The organism is Runella zeae DSM 19591, assembly GCF_000423565.1.
Taxonomy (GTDB): Bacteria; Bacteroidota; Bacteroidia; order Cytophagales; family Spirosomataceae; genus Runella; species Runella zeae.
On sequence record NZ_AUIF01000071.1, the window covers coordinates 1 to 17,319 of the forward strand.

The following is a 17,319-nucleotide window of genomic DNA, read 5'->3' on the forward strand; positions in this document are numbered from 1 at the left end:
GCTTAAATACCACCCGATTTCTTGAGTGTTTCATAGCCCTAATTTACAAAAAAATCTGCCCACAAAAAAGAGGCTGTCCCTTTTGAGACAGCCTCCTACCTTAAAGAAAAACTTAAAGTGTAAACAATTAAAAGGATAAGTCAATGAAAAAGATTTTCGCTCGAACCTTCATTTGTATGATAGGGATTCTACTTGGGGTGAATGTGATTACTATGGCGCAGCTATCAAGTAACACGGTCAAATATAAAATTACTTATGATGCTTCGACACAGACGTACACGGCTTGGGTCATACCCGATTATGGTGTCCCCAATACTAACAACGCAGGTACCACCGAAAAAGGTGGTACGGCACAGTACACCATTGTTGTACCGAAGGATTTTGTTATTACACAAATCACCGACATCAAAGGAACTTGGACTAAAACGACCGACTCGGACTTTCGCAAGTTAGGTCCTGGCAATGCAGGTCAAACTTGGCCAGCCAGCTTAGATGCAACCCTCAACTACTATGTCATTGGAAAAGCGCCTTCCGAAACCGACTATGGCACCTTTTCAGCGGGTACCCCAGTAGCCCTGTTTAGTTTTAAAGGCAATGGTTGCTATGGCTCCGTTAAGCCGTTACCTCCCGGAGATGCGTTTATTGAGGCAGCCGATACGCGCTATTCGCTCAACGTAGCCAATAGTTTTTATTCACGTTCGGGGCAATCAGCGGGTGGAAACGTGGTACCACGAGAACAATTTATTAATATTTTAGGGCCGGCAGCTGAATGTACACGCATCATTTATGCTTATGATGACAATGGCGTAACCGTCAAAAATATGCCCGTGTCAGAGAATGTACTTATCAACGACGACAAAGCAACGGGGACGGCTCCTTTGACCGTAAGCACAACACTCGTACAACAACCCACTAGTGGAACAGTAACCCTTACAACCGCTGGTGGATATACCTATACACCTAACAACAACTTTACTGGTACCGATACTTTTAAATATAGAGTATGCGACAGCGGTACACCCTCCGTGTGTGATACCGCTACGGTTTTGATTACGGTACGTGATCCGCTAGCTACCAACAATCTTCCTGTCGCTTTAAGCGATAACGCTGCTACTAAGGCGGGCGTACCCGTCTCGGGCAACGTACTTACCAATGATACAGATCCAGATCCTGGACAGACCTTGACGGCATCTATCGTTTCCAATCCTATGCATGGTACAGTTGTTCTTAACCCCAACGGAACCTATACATACACCCCTACCGCAGGCTATGTAGGGGATGATAAATTTACCTACCGGGTATGTGATAGTGGAACGCCTTCTTTGTGTACAACCGCTACCGTAGATTTGAATATTTACGCTACTGAAGCTTTGAACCTGCCTCCAGTGGCTAACTCGGACGTGTTTACCCGTACACCCACAGGTCCCGCCACCGGCAACGTATTGATCAATGATATAGACCCCGAAGGAGGTACATTGATCATCAACACAACGCCGATAGTAGGCCCTACTAACGGCACCGTGGTCATCAATCCTAATGGAACTTTTACTTATAATCCCAACCCGGGATATACTGGCCCCGACCAATTTGTATATGAAATATGCGATAATTATACACCCAAAGTCTGTTCTCAAGCTGTTGTATTTATCATCCCTCAAGTGGTTACTACCAGCAATGCCGACTTACGGGTTACTAAAACTTTGACGGGCAATAAAGTGCGTACCCTTAACGAAAGCCTTATCTACACCGTAGTCGTGCGCAACCTAGGCCCTGATGCAGCTACCAATATAGTCGTAAAAGATAGTGTAGGAGCTGGCCTAGAACTGCTAATAGGAACACCAAATAAAGGAACTTTTTCAAATCCTCTCTGGAATATACCAAGTCTCGCAGCGGGAGATAGTGCTATATTGACCATAACGGCTAAGGTGATAGCAGAAGGGGTCAGTTTCAACCATGCACGCATCGTACAATCCAGTACGAATGACCCAGTCAAAAATAACAATGAAGCAAGTACTTGTGTGACAGTTCCGCTCAAATTGTGTATCGGGGAGAAAGTGGAAGCCTCTGTGCCCACAAACTATACCAATGTAATATGGTACAAAAATGGTCAGCAGGTAGCCACCGGCAATGTGGTGTTGCTCTCAGAAATTGGCAGCTACACCTATACGGCTACCAATGCAAACTGTCCAGCGAGTGGATGTTGCCCGTTGGTGATAGAATCCGCTAGCAACTGTTGTCCTGTTCAACTTTGCGTACCGCTTACCGTTAAAAAATTAAAAAAATAGTGCATTCATCGTGGTTATTTTTCCAGCAAGGATAGCCACTAAATGGTTTACAAACATGAAAAAGAAACTATTGTTTATCGCCTTGTTTGGACTTATAAATGGTTTCGTATACGGACAATCGTTATCGAAATTTTCGGTAAAGTATATGGTCAGTTATGATGCCGACAAACAGCTCTATACGGCTTGGGTGGTACCTGATTATGAAACCCCAAACTATCACAATGCTGATACCGAGGAAAAAGGTGCTACCGCGCAGTTTACGCTCAAAGTGCCGAAAGGTTTTGTGGTTTCTCAAATACACGACATCCGAGGCACTTGGGAAAAAGCTCCCATTAAGCTAGGCACTGAGGAGGTATTTCGAAAAGAAGGTATCAATGCGGAGTATTATGTGATTGGAAAGGCTCCTTCCGAAACCAACTACGGTGTTTTTCAGAAGGGAGAACCGGTGGCTTTGTTTAGCTTCAAAGGAAACGTACTCAATTCGGCAGAGGTAAAAGCCATTGAAAGCAACGACCCTTTTATTCGTGTTGCCGATCGTGTCATGGCTCTAAATGTAGGTAGTAGCTTTTATTCTCGTTCGGGACAAAAACCCCTCCTTACGGCGCAGCCACTGGAGCAGTTTGCATCTCCTGTTAATTTAACATCCGTTTTGGCGGATTTGGCCAAAAAAGTAGGAAATCAAGCGGAGAATATGAATAGCGAAGGAGACCTAAATTTTCAAGTTTTGGCCTATCCCAATCCCGCTGCTGATTTACTGACGCTTAAGTACTTTTTGGATCGTGACGATTTACTTACTCAAGTAGCGCTTGTGGATGTAAGTGGGGAAGTGCGCCATAATTTAGATTGGAAAACCAAACGCGGTATCAATACCCTCTCAATGAGTGTAAGCAAGATGAAAAGCGGAAGTTATGTGTTACGTTTATCAAACCAGCATGAAATAGTAACTAAAAAAGTCTCAATCCTAAAGTGAATTTTCCTATTTTATTAAAACTGTCCTACACTTTGAGATAGTGTGTTGTCGACTCCCTATGAGCCTTGCTGATAGGGAGTTTTGGTATTATCTAGCGGAAAAATATTTTCTCAATCCACGTAAATAATCTGCCATTGTTAGTCCCAATTTTCTTCTTCAAAAACGCTATCAATTAGCAATTTGTCATCTCCGTTACGGTGCGTTTCTGCAAATGCTGCTTCCCAATTTTTTCGTGGTTCAGAGAGAGGTTTCAATACAATATAGTCATTCTCCAACACAAGCTCTACTTTGTCTGTAATGTGGTATTTCTCCAAAAGGGTTTTACTGAGTCGTATTCCCTTTGAGTTGCCAATTTGTACTACTGAAACTCGCATAATCTATTGAGATTTTAGAAATATGTAATTATAACGTAATTACTTTTTGTTTGGTTTCTATTCTTTCATTTTTCTTTTTTCAGTAACATACCCCTCTGCATTGGCACCATATTTGTTGAAGGCGGGCGGGCTGTTCTATAAAAACCTGAAAAGATTGAGAGTTGAACAAAGAACGCTTGCAAGACGCTACAAGAAAGGCGTGAAAATTGCCGAACAAAGCAAGGGCTATCACAAGCAAAGACTGAGGGTTGCCAAGTTGCATGAGAAAATCAGTAATCAGCGGAATGACTTTTTACACAAAGTATCTACAAAATTGGTGAGTCAATATGATTCTATCATTGTAGAAGATTTGAATGTGAAAGGTATGCTGAAAAATGACAAACTTTCAAAGGCAATAGGCGATGTAAGTTGGACTAAATTCAACACTTTTTTACAATACAAATGTGAATGTTACGGTAAAAATTACATTCAAATCGGACGCTTTGAGCCTTCCTCTAAAATGTGTAACCACTGTGGACACATCAATAAGGAGTTGAAACTCAAAGATAGAGTCTGGACTTGTCAGGAATGTCAAAGAACTAATGATAGAGACTTTAATGGGGCTCTTAATATTAAATCATTCGGGTTGGGGACACCGCCCAAAATCCATAACGTGAGCCGTTAGGCTGTGCGTGGGTTTTAGAACGGCTGCAGCCGACCGTCTCCCTGACTTTAGGCGGGAGAGTATGTCAACGAAAATGTAACGTAATGATACGTAATGTAACGTAAGACCTTGTCTTGAAATAGATTTAAAGCTTTTAAATTTAGCGGCACTTCCAACTAATTCAGCTAGTGTACTCTCATTGACCAAGCGCAGGGCGCATCGTGTCTCATTTTTGCAGCAGGACTGATTTTATGACACATTTTTCGGAGAAGCAAAAATTTGTGGCATTTTACGAATGTCCGTTTGGAAAATGCCACAAAATCGGTATTTTTGCCAAAACAACTGTAAAACGCCCATGAAATATGTTTGCTACTACCGAGTATCAACCAAGGTACAAGGCAAGAGTGGTTTAGGGTTAAGTGATCAAATGGAAATCGTTCAGCGGTACCTTCGAGATGAGGATGTAGTTTTAGAAGAATTTACCGAAGTTGAATCTGGTCGAAAAAGTAACCGACCCAAAATTCAGGAAGCTATCAGAGCCTGTCAAAAGTTTGGGGCAAAATTGCTAATTGCAAAACTCGACCGTCTTAGTCGTAATGTGGCATTTGTGATGACACTGAGAGATTCAGGAGTGGATTTTGTTGCCTGCGACTTGCCAGATGCAAATACGCTCACAGTAGGTATCATGGTAACTTTTGCACAGCATGAAGCTGAACGTGGCTCGGAGCGTACCAAAGCGGCTTTGGCACAAAAAAAAGCGCAAGGGTTTAAATTAGGGAAACCGGAGAATTTAACCCTATCAGCGATTGAAAAAGGACGAGCCATACGAATAGAAAATGCCAAAACCCATAAAGCAAATGTTCAGGCGAAGGAGTTAGCAACATTATATAGAAACGTGGGGATGACCTATCAAGCCATTGCAGATAAGCTTAATCAATCGCACTATCTGACACGAAGGGGAAAGCTATTTGATAGGAAGGCTATCTATAGATTACTGCATTGATACCAGCAAAAGAACGTGAAAAACAAAAAACCTCCTTGTGAGGTTACAAAGAGGTTTTTTGTTTAAAAACTCGTATTTTCCTAACTACTTAAGAATCCACATGCTTTGATTGTAATCGTCGTTACCACTGTATTGAGATTGAATCGCCGTGTTTACATTTGTGGTATTGTAATCCAACTCTTTTTGTGGATAAATCCAACGAACGGGGAATTTATCGGAAGGTACATTTAAGTTGGACTTAGGATTGATTGGGAAAACAGGAAAACCAGTGCGACGGTTTTCAAAAAACGCATCAAACGGCGCATGGAGCATAAACGTGCTCAAATAACGCTGCGTGATGATTTGTTCCAACTGAACCGCCTCACTTGCCGTAGTTTTCAACTTCACCTTATCAGAAGCCACGTATGCATCGATGTACGCATCGGTCATTTTGCGTTTATGGTGGAAAAGCTCGTTGTCAGGGGTATATCCTGCCGTAAACTTCATACTAGCTTTGATACCGTCGGTATAATGAGTGCTTGCCGAGCTAGTAGTCCAACCACGAAGGGCACCTTCGGCCAACATAAATTTTACCATGGCGTAACTAAGTACATACACAGGCTCCGCATTGGCAAGTTCGAGATAACGGCTATTTACGTTTGAATAATCCTTTCCTCCAAAAATGGTCGACAACTCCGAATACACCATTGATGGGTCATAGCCTACGTACGAATCCCAGCTATCAATCGCCGCTCCTTTTGCCGTTCTAATGGGAGATGGGTCTGCGTAATAAAACAAACGATAGTCTTCCAATGCCTTAAGTTTATCCACCACGACGTTGGTCATCATGGTATAGATACGCGTAGTATTTCCCAATTTGTAGAAAGGATAACGCTGACCCGCCAAGTCAGCATAGGTCAATTGGAAGTTATCAGCATTGCTTTCAAAAATTGGTTTTGTGGTCGCAATCGTATTGAAGCGTTCTTTTACTTTCAAATCAGCATCGCCCGTTTTACGATACAAATTCAACAAAACTTGAAGTTCAAACGAGTTAACCAATTTTCTCCACTTGGTAATATCACCGTTGTAGATTGGATCACCATCGAATTTGACACCGCTGGCAAACAATTTGTCGGCTTCTTCCAATTCGTTCAATACCCCCACCATTACTTCTTTCTGCGTAGAATACTTAGGGTTCAATGTCCCTTTTTCTCCCAACAACGCCTCTGCATATGGAATATCTCCCAATTGCATCGACAACCAGAAAAACTTGTAGGCTTTCACAAATTTACCGAGGGCAGTGTAAGAGTTTTTATAAGCTCCATCGGGTGAGAGTTCAATCATCTTATCGACGTTGTTCAACACCGCAAGGCCATCAAAGTTTGCTCTTCCCAAATAGTTGTACTGGGCGTTTTCTGGAAACTCCATCCGAATGATTGATTTCCCATTCATCATCGAAGAAATACTCCCCAATGAATTTTTGGTAATATCAAGGATGAGCGTTGAGGCAAGCATCGGTGCCGATGCCTTCGTGGCGGCGTTTGGGTTGGTATTGATCTCATCAAAATTTGAGCAACTGCCCAACGAAAGACCTGCCACCGCTACTAAAATATATTTTTTCCAAGTAAATTTCATACTTAATTCTTTTTAATGTGATTGCAATTGATTCTTAGAACGTCAACGTGATGTTTCCACCCATGTAACGAACCGATGGTGACGTCAACTGTGTATCATCTGCTTTGTCGGGGTCAGCAAAACGGAATGCTTTTGTCCACATCCACACGTTTTGTCCGGTCAATGAAATTGAACCAGAACGCGCTCCGAGCAATTTGGCAATGTTTGCAGGCAAGTTGTACCCAAGTGATACTTCTCTCAGTTTTAAGAAAGTTGCGTCGGTGATCCCACGGGTTCCATCTCCGTACGAACGTGAATAATCTTGATAAGATACTTTGGCTTCGTTTGGCGCAAATACGCGCGTATCGTTGGTGATGTTTCCAAAGCTATCAAACGTCACCGCCCCTGATTTCACGACTACTCCTTGTCCTACAAACGATTTGTTTTTGTTGACCACTTCGTCGTATCTCCATTGGTTGTCTGAATCTGGGTGTGCACCCGTATCCCACATTTTGTACGAAGTATAGTTGTTCAAAACACCACCCACACGACCGTCAAAGTTCACCATTAAGTTAAATTGTTTGTACTTGATGGTATTCGCAAAACCCCACAAGAATTTAGGATCCGTATAGCCACGTACGTAACTATAATCACTCAACAATGGCAGTCCGTTGGCACGGTGAATCATACTACCCGTCGCTGGGTCGGTCATCCATACACGGTCTGTATATACATCCATACGTCCACCTGCCACTGTCCAAGCGTTTTTAGCTGAGTTAGCTGCAATGTCTTTGTAGTAACGGTGGTTGTACGAATAGTTGGCGACAGCATCCCATTGCCAATCATTTTTCTTAAGAATCGTCGCATCCAAGCTCACTTCCAAACCTCTACGCACGATGGTTTCGTCCCAGTTGATAAGTGTGCTATTGAATCCTGATGCTGTTGAAACATTGGCCAATGTCTGACGGTTATAAGTATACTTGTTAAAATAAGCTACATCTAGTTTCAAACGCTTTTTCAAGAAATAAGCTGCCGTTCCGATTTCCCACGTACGGTTGGTTTCAGGCAAGATGTTTTCGGCATTACGAATCGTAGTGGGGTAAGCCGCTGAGTTAAGCGTGTTCCAAGCACCGATTGTGGTGCTATAAGTTTGGTTGGTGGCATAGATTCCCAAATCTGACTTAGACAAGGTCCAAGAACCGCGCAATTTCCAGAAATCAAGCCATGAAGGCAACGTACCCAATACTTCACTGATTACGAAACTACCCCCTACTGATGGATAGAAATACGAGCGGGAGTTTTTCGGCATGGTTGAGCTCCAGTCGTTACGTCCTGTTGCATCCACGAAGAGCATATTTTTATACGAAAGCGTTAATTTCGCGTAGGCACTGTTTACTTGTTTCTCACTTGCTCCAACACTTACGTTTGGACGTTCAACCGAGTTATTCAATGAATAATACCCTGGAATCAAGATACCACTACGAGTAGCACTATATAAGTTATTGTCTTGTAGGGTATAAATCGCCGCACCACCCAAGGCATCAATACCTAAATCACCAAAGTTTTTATTATATGTAATTAAGGCATCACCGTTGAAGCTATACCCTGTACGTTTATTGATTGAATACAATCCTGGCGTATCCCAACCACGGTTTGAGAGGATGTTTGGTGGGTTACGTTTCGTTTCATCGTTGCTATACAAATCAAAACCTGGACGGATAATCAAATTGGCTCCATCAAACAATTTATAAGTAGCAGTAAGGTTGGCGTTCAAACGGTTTTCGTACACACCCCACACTTTTTCGTTGGCCATAAAATACGGGTTGTCGTACCAAGCCTTGTAATGCCAGTTTTGTTGAACATCAGGAATCAACCAATAATTGTCTTTATAATCAGCCAAACGGTACTCAGGTCCCATCCAAATCAAGATATTGTACATATACCCTTGGTCGCTGTAACCCGCCCCCATAATTTGCGGCGCATTGCGTTTGTTATAGCCCATTTGGCTACTCAACTTAAAGCGATCTCCTACTTTCATTTCACCACTCAACGTAAAGTTGTAGTTGTTGGATTGTAAGTTGGGATATTGGCCTTTGTTATAAATGTGCGTCAACGAAGCGCGGAAACTTCCATTTTCGCCCGTTTGCGCTACACTTATGCTGTTGTTAGTAATCAAACCAGGCACCAAAAAGTCATTGAAGTTATTTTTACCTTTCGAGGTGAGTTCTTGCATTTCCATTTGTTTGGTAATTGGGTTCCATTGGTTGGCTTTGATACCAATGTCCAATTTTTGTCCCCAAACGTAGTCAGTTGGGTCATATACCCCTCCGATCCCTGCGCTATAAGAGCTCTGCACTTCGGGAAGCATCAAGAACCCCGCATTAAACATGTTGTTGGTATTGACCGTCACCGTCAAGCCTTTGTTGGCACTTCCTTTTTTGGTAGTTACGATGATGGCACCGCTCCCTCCCCGCGAACCGTACAAAGCTGATGCAGTTGGGCCTTTCAATACGTCGATACTTTCGATATCGTCCTGAGCAATGTTATTAAGGGAGATGTTGTTGTAAGGTACCCCGTCAATCACCAACAGCGGGCTCTCTCCCCGCAAACTGATGGCAGGCATCTGGTTGAACTCTGTACTGTTTCGTACCCACAAACCAGCCACTCTACCCGTAAGTGAGGTACCAACACTCACTCCTTTTACCGTCTGAACGGCAGGGCCTGCCACTTTCTGAACGGCATATCCAAGGGATTTTTCTTCACGCTTTACCCCCAAAGCCGTTACGATTACCTCATTCAAAATCTTGGTATCGGTTAGCATTTGGATAGAAAGTGTATTTTGAGAACCTACTACTATTTCTTGGCTTGCATATCCAATAAATGAAATAGAGAGAACCGAAGTAGCGCCTTTTACGGTTAATTTGAATTTTCCGTTGGCATCGGTTAAGGTCCCATTGGTAGTACCTTTTTCGACTACGTTAACTCCCGGAAGAGGAGCGCCTGTGTCATCGGTAATGGTTCCCGTAACTTCCTGAGCTACAGTTTGGATTTTGCCAGTTGGTGAAAAAGGAGCTGCGGCATAAGCTCCCATACCAGCGTTGGTTAACACTGCGAAGCAAAGCAAAGAACCAGTCAATAAACCTGCTCGGTTCTTGCCTTTCATCATAGTGAAAGAAAGTAGTTTTTTTCGCATGGGTTTTACATTAAAGTTAAAAAATAGAAAAATGGGTAAAGAAATCCTCTTCGTATGTATGAAGAAGATCGCACTCACGACTTCAGGAAAGTGATTTAGGTCGCTGAATTAAGGAGGAGGTAAAAATGAAGTGTCAAGGTAAAAATGAAGCATTTGGTTGATGGATAAAGTGATTAATAGATTGACTAAAATTTTTTCGCCACTGACTAAACTCACCTTTACGTTACTAGTACTGTATAGGCATCGTAATGGACTATTTGGTATATAAAATTTTAGGGTATTTTTTTAAGGGCGCAAAATTAGGTACATTTAATATACTACAAAAATCCTTTTTTGGGTACTTATTTCAATTAGGGACTTAATAACGAAAAAAAAATTTTGTCAACAAAATATTAACATTTAGTTCATACGAAATATATGAAAAGTTTTATAAATGCTAAAAAAGTAATCTCTCTATGAGTCGGCTTATAGAGAGGGTATTGCGCCAGTCTCTTCAAAAAGTATTATAATTTTGCCTAAAATTACACTTCATAGTTTTTTTCATTAGATTATGAGGGTTATACACTTTTTTAAAAGCATAGTCTATAGTATATAGATACTATACTTATATTAAATTTTCATAACATATAGTTCTGTGAGACTTATACTGGTATTCCAGTATTGTGGTTTTTATCAAAAAAGTCTACATGTCGGCTTAGACTTTTTTTTATCCCAAAGCGATAGTCGCATACTTTATGCAATACCTGCCCGTTATGCTTCTACTAGAGTTAGTGGCTGAATTGTACCAAAAATATCCCCCGACAAACGGGTCATTTGTCGGTATGTTTTGACAAAAAGCATAATTTGTCCTAATTTTAAGACAAATTATGCTTGTATGATTACACACGAAAAGGCAATTTCTTTTTTACGGCAAAATCCAGCGCTCTCTCTTTCGGTATTGGAGAAAGAAGCCCAATTGCCCGGTAGTACTCTCTCCAAAGTGCTAACCGGCGATCGTCAGCTTAATCCTAAGCATTTGGCAAGCTTGTACCCTATTCTTGTCAAATATGGACTCAAAGAGTTTGGCGGGGGGCGCGCAAAGGTAATCTCGGTAGTCAATCATAAAGGAGGAGTAGGCAAAACCACTACTACCCTCAACTTAGGCAAAGCACTCGTCAAGCTTGGGTATAGGGTATTATTGATTGATATGGACTCCCAAGGCAATCTTTCGCAAGCTTTGGGAAATGATAGCCCCCAAAAGCAAGTAGTACAATCTTTATTAAAAGGAGAGCCGCTACCTATCAATGTGATTGCCGAAAATTATCATTTGGCCCCTAGTGATTTAGAGCTTGCGTACGCTGATTTGGAGCTTGTTCAGGTAATTGGGGGAGTAAATCAACTCAAAAATGCCATTGCCCCCATCCGCGATCAGTATGATTATATTTTTATTGACTGTCCGCCAGCGCTTAACATTTTTACTAATTCAGCTTTAGTAGCTTCTTCTAGTTGCTTGGTTACGCTACAGCCCGAAGCTTCTGCGTTGAAAGGAGTCAATAATTTGTTTGATAGGATAACACAAGTACGAGATCGAATCAATTACGAATTGACGATTGAAGGAATTGTCTTGACAATGGTGGATGCTCGCTTGAAGGTGCATCGGGATATGATCGAGTATATCAAAGAGTCGCTTGCCAACTTTAAAATTTTTGATACCCTTATCCGACAAAATGTAGCTTTAAAAGAATCTCAAATCGCTCAACAAGACATTTTTGGGTATGCCCCTGAGTCCAATGGCGCGCAAGATTATTTGAAGCTAGCCCGAGAGCTATCGGGTAATAAAAACTAATCTGATGAAAAAATACCAAATATCGCTAGGCGAAAAAAAAATTATCAAAGACCAAGGGCTTTTACAGTTTGAAGAAATTAAAAAACAGATTCAAATTTTGCCGGAATTGGAGCAATTGATACCTCCTTTGTTGGCAGAGGAATATCAGCAACTTGAGCGAAATATCCTTCAAGAAGGCTGCCGAGAAGCATTGTTGATTTGGCAAACTACCACTCAAATCTTGTCTGAAAATGCTTTAGATGATTCACAAATAGTATATGTATTAGTAGACGGACATAACCGCTTCAACATATGTTCCAAACATGGTATAGATTTTAAGATCCATTTGATTGATTTCAAAAGTATATTTGATGTGAGGCAGTATATGATTGATAATCAGCTAGGACGGCGAAATTTGAGCCCCGAGCAGATGTCTTATTTGCGAGGGATGAAATACCTCACCCAGAAACAAGAAAGGGGAAAATATGAGCGCTTAGAGCATAAGGGACAAAATGTCCTTTATGGTGATGAAGCACTATCGATTGACGAAAAAGAAAGAGATCTAGAGCATAAGGGACAAAATGTCCTTTATGGTGATGACACACTCTTGAAGCCCGAAAAAGAAGGCCCTCTAGAGCATAAAGGACAAAATGTCCTTTATGAGCAGGAAAGTGTTTCTACGTCTGAAAAATTGGGACAAAAATTTAATGTAAGTGAAAAAACAATCAAACGAGATGCAGAATTTGCCAAGGGTTTAGAAAAATTAGCCCCTACTTTAAAGGCCGATATATTGTCGGGAAAAATCAAAGTAAAAAAAGGGCTTATTCAAAATCTTGCGAAAAAAGAAGATATAGCATCAGAGCTTACAACGGTCGAAAAAATTGAGCAAATCCTTGCGAAAACGTCTCCTCCTCTCTCAGTAACTTCTTCTCCAAAAAATACAACTCGTGAGGCCATGATAAAACAGTTGGCCTCTTTGACGCTTCAGTTACAAAAAACAGGAGCTATAGAGCTATGCGACGAAATTATTGCGTGCGCATCCCAAATCAAAAAAACATCGGTGTAGGGGCAGGCCTTGCGTCTGCCCCATTTTGCGTCTGACCTTTGTCTGCAAGACCATAAGGGACAAAATGTCCTTTATGATTAAAAACCAAAAATAACCACGTTGGGGCAGACGCAAGGCCTGCCCCAATTTGCATCTTCCCTCCGAGAAAAAAAGGACAGACGCAAGGTCTACCCCTGCATGAATTCATCCAATCGGCAGGGAAATTGCAGCATGCCCTCCTACTTTATTAATAGAGAAGCAAAAAAGACGAATATCACCATTGATAGCATAACATCACCCTTCTTTTTTGTCTGTAGTCTCTTTTGCACAGTCCTTGTTTTGCACAGTCTGGAAAATATACCCATTAAAACAAGGAGCATGAAGACTATTACTACGTATATTTTTTTTATTGCATATAAGCGTGGAGCCCAAGCTCTAAGTTTGGAGAGCATAGGAGAAATGATGTTTTTTCTTGCTAGGTGGGCGTGCCAACCCCAAACCTCCCGCCAAAGCACTACTACAGCAGAGGTAGCCCTCTGCATCCCAACCCTACCTATTGCCGTTGCATCAAGTATCGATGGATTCGTACCACCGATGTTTCGGCAAGGGTTGGGAAACAGTCATTTGTCTATTAATACCCGTAGTGCCGAGGCGCAGCGCTGGTTTGACCAGGGGTTGAACCAGCCGCACGACTTTTGGCTCATCGAAGCCTACCGCGCCTTTCTGCAGGTAATTCGCATGGATTCTACCTGTGCCATGGGCTACTGGGGTGTGGCGATGTGTCAACCCGGTGACCACAGTGGCCTGACCGATGAAGACGACGCCGACCCGGACTACGTGATCATTACCCAATGCCTCAACAGTAACCTAGCGGCCGGGGTGATTCTTTCACCCAAGGCGATTCGGAGTCAAAACGACGTGGCGCAGATCACTTTTGGGTTGACCAATCCGGGAGCAGTTGCCTTGAGCGGCATTACGCTTGTGGGGCAAGTAAAACCTTTCAACCGTCTCAAGGCCACACCGGTAACGTTGACCAACCAGAGCTACACCAACAACGACGGCATGGCTACTCTGATTGCGAGCTTGGCGGCGGGTGCCAGCACCACGCGCAACATTAGCTTTACGGTGAATGCGGGCGTGACAGGCAACCTGACGAATACGGCTGAAATCAGTGCAGCGAGTGGCGGCACGGATGTGGACAGCAGTCCAAATAATAACCCAAACAACGACGGTACTCCTAAGAACGACGGTATCATCAACGAAGACGGCCAAAATGGTAGCGATCCAGACGACTCCGATCCCAAAGTAATCACCGTGAGTCCGACGCCGGTATTTGACTTGACCTTAACCAAGAAATTGGCGAGTGGGCCGACAATTGCTGCCAAACCGGGATATAAAGTAACCTTTACGATTACGGTACATAACCAAGGCACCGCGACAACGACCCTGCCGGGCACGTTGGCAAGCGGAATGAGCACGACGGTGAACCTTGTGTTGCAGGTAGCATCCACTTTCACTGGGACAAGTTTGGTCAATAAAGCCGAAATCAGCAGTGCAAAAGATAGTAATGGCAATACCGTAACCGATATCGACAGTACGCCTGATCAAAACCCGGCTAATGATGCAGGAGGTAAAGAAAACTCACCTTCGGATGATGCAATCAATGGTAATGAAACGGGTACACCGGGTGGCACAGAAGCGGCAACTGACGAAGATCTGACGTTAGTCATTGTAAGTCAATGCAAGGAGCCTAATTGTGTGGACAGCAGTATCATTATTGTAAAGTAAGCCCTCAACATAAAACGAACCTACACATCGAAAAATACAATGAAAACACATTTAATAGATTTAACGTATACTGCTCCTCGGGAGCAGTATACCTTCCAAAGCGAAGGCCGTCTGTGGCGATGGTTGGGAACTTTACTGGTAGTGATGGGCTGTACTCTCTCTGTGGCACAGGCGCAGGTAAGCGGCAAAGTTTTTCAAGATTTCAATGCCAACGGCGCACAGGGAACAGCTAGTCCCAACCTCGAACCTGGCTATGGGGGCATTACTGTCAAAGCCTATGATGCGTCTGGTACACAGGTAGCGACGGCAACGACTGCTGCCGACGGTACTTACACCTTGACGGGTGTGACGGGGGCGGTACGGGTGGAGTTTACAGGGTTTCCATCCTACTATTATAGTGGCCCAAAGGGAACGCAGAATAACACCTCGGTGCAGTTTGTGACGGCCCCTGCCACCAATGTCAATTTTGGCATCAACTACCCGGTCAACTACTGCCAGAGTAATCCTAATCTGGCCACGCCCTGTTATGTAAATGGGGCTGCCAGTGGGACAGGTGATGTGCTGGTAAGTTGGCCTTACTCCAATAGTGGTACAACGGGGACTGTGAACCATTTGGCCACCCAAACTCAGATCGGTTCGACCTATGGTTTGACCTATGACCGGACCGGAAAACAACTGTATAGCAGTTCGTGGTTAAAACGCCATGTGGGATTACCCGATTTAAATAATGACAGCAAGGGAGATTTAGGGAATATTTATGTGACCAACACCACGACCAACGCTACGAGTTTGTGGCTGGATCTAACCACGTTGGGTATCGATTTTGGCAGTATTGCCAACGATGCTGGTCGTGGACTTGGAGTCTTGACAGCACCCTCCAATGATCCTACTTCATTTGCAATGGTGGGTAAAGCAGGCATTGGTGACATTGATCTGTCGGACGATGGAAAAACATTGTATCTGACAAACCTGTTTGATAAAAAGCTCTACGCCATTGATGTTGCCACAAAGACAGTGATTAGCAGCTGGATCGTTCCACAGACGTGTAGCAACAACGATGTAGTGAACATGGGCCTGAAGTATTATCAGGGCAATGTCTATGTAGGGCAGGTTTGTACGGCAGAGACCTCACAAAACACGGCGGATTTAAAAGCAACAGTTTACAAATTTGATGGTACGTCCTTTACGTCGGTGCTGAGTTTTCCTGTGAATTATACAAGAGGGGACGCTGTTTACGGTCCGGATGCTGTATGCTCTTCCGGTTCGCAATGGCACGCTTGGGCAACCCCTCCGTTCCAAGATTGTACCCCCCGCGGATTCGGGCTAATCGTATACACACAACCTATCTTGTCAGATATTGAATTCGATCCGGTAGATGGACGTATGATTGTTGGCTTACGAGATCGATACGGTGACCAGACAGGACGGAATAATTATGCTACCACGGGAACGGCAGTTTATGAATCTGTAATAGGTGGAGAGATATTAGGAGCTATCCCTGATGGCGCAGGTGGATATATATTAGAATCAGCAGGAAAACTTGGAAGTTTAACAGGGTCAACTAACGGTAAGGGGCCGGGTGGCGGAGAGTTTTATAATGGGGAAAACTGGACAAATGGGGTAGGTGGTCATCAAGAAACTTCAATGGGAGGGTTAGCCATTTTGCCAGGAAGAAACGAAATTGCTTTAACTGCTATAGATCCAGTACAGTCGGTAAGCGGTGGAGTTATATTTTTGAACGAAACAAACGGGACTCGTTCAAATCAATTTGAACTTTTTAAGTCGTCGGGTGCAGAGACTTTCGGCAAAGCTAATGGATTAGGTGACCTCGAACTCCTTTGTGATCCAGCCCCCATTGAAATCGGTAACCGCGTCTGGAAAGATACCGATAACGACGGCATTCAGGACCCCGATGAGCCGGCACTGGCGGGAGTAACTGTTCAACTGACTGATGCGAGTGGGACACTCATCGCTACAGCCATCACGGATGCTAATGGAAACTACATCTTCTCTTCGGCGGTCGGCACATCCACCACTAGTACTAAATATGGGCTTAATCTAATGCCCACTACCAACTACACGCTAAAAGTTAGCTCTTTGGGTACTGATGCTTCAGTAACGGGGCTGACTCTAACGAGTGTGACAATTGCACCGGGTGAAACCACAAGTACCAACACAGGGGCTACGTTGAACAATAACGATGCCTTTGTCTCAGGGGGGCTACCGACAATCAACCTAAAAACTGGAGAGACAGGAGCTAATAACCATACCTATGATTTTGGATTTACTTCCGTTTCATCGGTATTTGACTTGGCATTGCGTAAAACCTTGGCGGCGGGTCAGGCAGCGAGCGTCAACCCTGGCAGCACGGTGAAGTTTACGATTACGATTTACAACCAGGGCAACGTGGATGCGACAGCCATTCAAGTGTCGGATTACATTCCAACGGGTTTGACGCTGAATGATGCCAATTGGAGCGTATCAGGTGGCATAGCTACTTTGAACACACCGATTGGGAGTTTGGCGGCGGGAGCTAGCACCACGCGCGACATCACCTTTACGGTGAACGCGGGCTTCACGGGTACGGCTATTAACAAAGCGGAGATCAGCTCTGCGATTGG

11 protein-coding genes are annotated in these 17,319 nt (G+C 43.4%); 8 read left to right on the forward strand and 3 right to left on the reverse strand.

Translation table 11 applies throughout. The annotated features are described in order from the left end of the window. Positions 1-143 precede the first annotated feature (143 nt). Together G563_RS37095 and G563_RS0117270 are read left to right on the forward strand one after the other, a co-directional pair. Complete coding sequence (locus tag G563_RS37095) at positions 144-2,285, forward strand: cadherin-like domain-containing protein (protein ID WP_084650896.1); 2,142 nt, start codon at positions 144-146, stop codon at positions 2,283-2,285. A 55-nt stretch (positions 2,286-2,340) separates the two neighbouring features. After that, a complete protein-coding gene (locus G563_RS0117270) occupies positions 2,341-3,255 on the forward strand; it encodes a T9SS type A sorting domain-containing protein (protein WP_028666419.1) in 915 nt (304 codons plus the stop codon). A gap of 137 nt (positions 3,256-3,392) precedes the next feature. On the opposite strand, the gene G563_RS0117275 is transcribed toward G563_RS0117270, so the two are convergent. Then, positions 3,393-3,629: an AbrB/MazE/SpoVT family DNA-binding domain-containing protein gene (locus tag G563_RS0117275; protein WP_028666420.1), complete on the reverse strand. Its 237-nt coding sequence runs from the start codon at positions 3,627-3,629 to the stop codon at positions 3,393-3,395. Positions 3,630-3,729: 100 nt separating this feature from the next. On the opposite strand from G563_RS0117275, the gene G563_RS35095 reads away from it, so the two are divergent. Next, complete coding sequence (locus tag G563_RS35095; protein WP_169579775.1) at positions 3,730-4,293, forward strand: RNA-guided endonuclease TnpB family protein; 564 nt, start codon at positions 3,730-3,732, stop codon at positions 4,291-4,293. A gap of 334 nt (positions 4,294-4,627) precedes the next feature. After that, positions 4,628-5,275 carry a recombinase family protein gene (locus tag G563_RS0117290; RefSeq protein ID WP_028666421.1) on the forward strand — a complete coding sequence of 216 codons (648 nt, stop codon included), beginning with the start codon at positions 4,628-4,630 and terminating at the stop codon, positions 5,273-5,275. A gap of 84 nt (positions 5,276-5,359) precedes the next feature. Here the strand turns inward: G563_RS0117290 and G563_RS0117295 are convergent, their stop codons facing one another. Both G563_RS0117295 and G563_RS35100 read right to left on the reverse strand, forming a co-directional pair. Then, positions 5,360-6,889, reverse strand: a complete 1,530-nt coding sequence (locus G563_RS0117295; RefSeq protein ID WP_028666422.1) for a SusD/RagB family nutrient-binding outer membrane lipoprotein — start codon at positions 6,887-6,889, stop codon at positions 5,360-5,362. Between the two features lie 34 nt (positions 6,890-6,923). Beyond that, a complete protein-coding gene (locus G563_RS35100; protein ID WP_051211046.1) occupies positions 6,924-10,061 on the reverse strand; it encodes a SusC/RagA family TonB-linked outer membrane protein in 3,138 nt (1,045 codons plus the stop codon). An 874-nt stretch (positions 10,062-10,935) separates the two neighbouring features. On the opposite strand from G563_RS35100, the gene G563_RS0117305 reads away from it, so the two are divergent. The 4 genes from G563_RS0117305 to G563_RS0117330 all read left to right on the forward strand — a co-directional run. Beyond that, a complete protein-coding gene (locus G563_RS0117305; protein ID WP_028666423.1) occupies positions 10,936-11,886 on the forward strand; it encodes a ParA family protein in 951 nt (316 codons plus the stop codon). Positions 11,887-11,890: 4 nt separating this feature from the next. Continuing rightward, entirely contained in the window at positions 11,891-12,931 is a 1,041-nt protein-coding gene (locus G563_RS37100; RefSeq protein ID WP_051211047.1) for a ParB N-terminal domain-containing protein, read from the forward strand. Positions 12,932-13,789: 858 nt separating this feature from the next. Further along, a complete protein-coding gene (locus tag G563_RS0117325) occupies positions 13,790-14,698 on the forward strand; it encodes a DUF11 domain-containing protein (RefSeq protein ID WP_157585428.1) in 909 nt (302 codons plus the stop codon). 39 nt (positions 14,699-14,737) lie between these two features. Beyond that, the coding region (locus G563_RS0117330; protein WP_157585430.1) for an SdrD B-like domain-containing protein at positions 14,738-17,319 on the forward strand (2,582 nt) is incomplete at its 3' end.

Bases quoted from the DNA above. Each gene is read 5' to 3' on its own strand.
- G563_RS37095 (WP_084650896.1), top strand. From the start codon at position 144: ATGAAAAAGATTTTCGCTCGAACCTTCATTTGTATGATAGGGATTCTA.
- G563_RS0117270 (WP_028666419.1), top strand. From the start codon at position 2,341: ATGAAAAAGAAACTATTGTTTATCGCCTTGTTTGGACTTATAAATGGT.
- G563_RS0117275 (WP_028666420.1), bottom strand. From the start codon at position 3,629: ATGCGAGTTTCAGTAGTACAAATTGGCAACTCAAAGGGAATACGACTC.
- G563_RS0117290 (WP_028666421.1), top strand. From the start codon at position 4,628: ATGAAATATGTTTGCTACTACCGAGTATCAACCAAGGTACAAGGCAAG.
- G563_RS0117295 (WP_028666422.1), bottom strand. From the start codon at position 6,889: ATGAAATTTACTTGGAAAAAATATATTTTAGTAGCGGTGGCAGGTCTT.
- G563_RS35100 (WP_051211046.1), bottom strand. From the start codon at position 10,061: ATGCGAAAAAAACTACTTTCTTTCACTATGATGAAAGGCAAGAACCGA.
- G563_RS0117305 (WP_028666423.1), top strand. From the start codon at position 10,936: ATGATTACACACGAAAAGGCAATTTCTTTTTTACGGCAAAATCCAGCG.
- G563_RS37100 (WP_051211047.1), top strand. From the start codon at position 11,891: ATGAAAAAATACCAAATATCGCTAGGCGAAAAAAAAATTATCAAAGAC.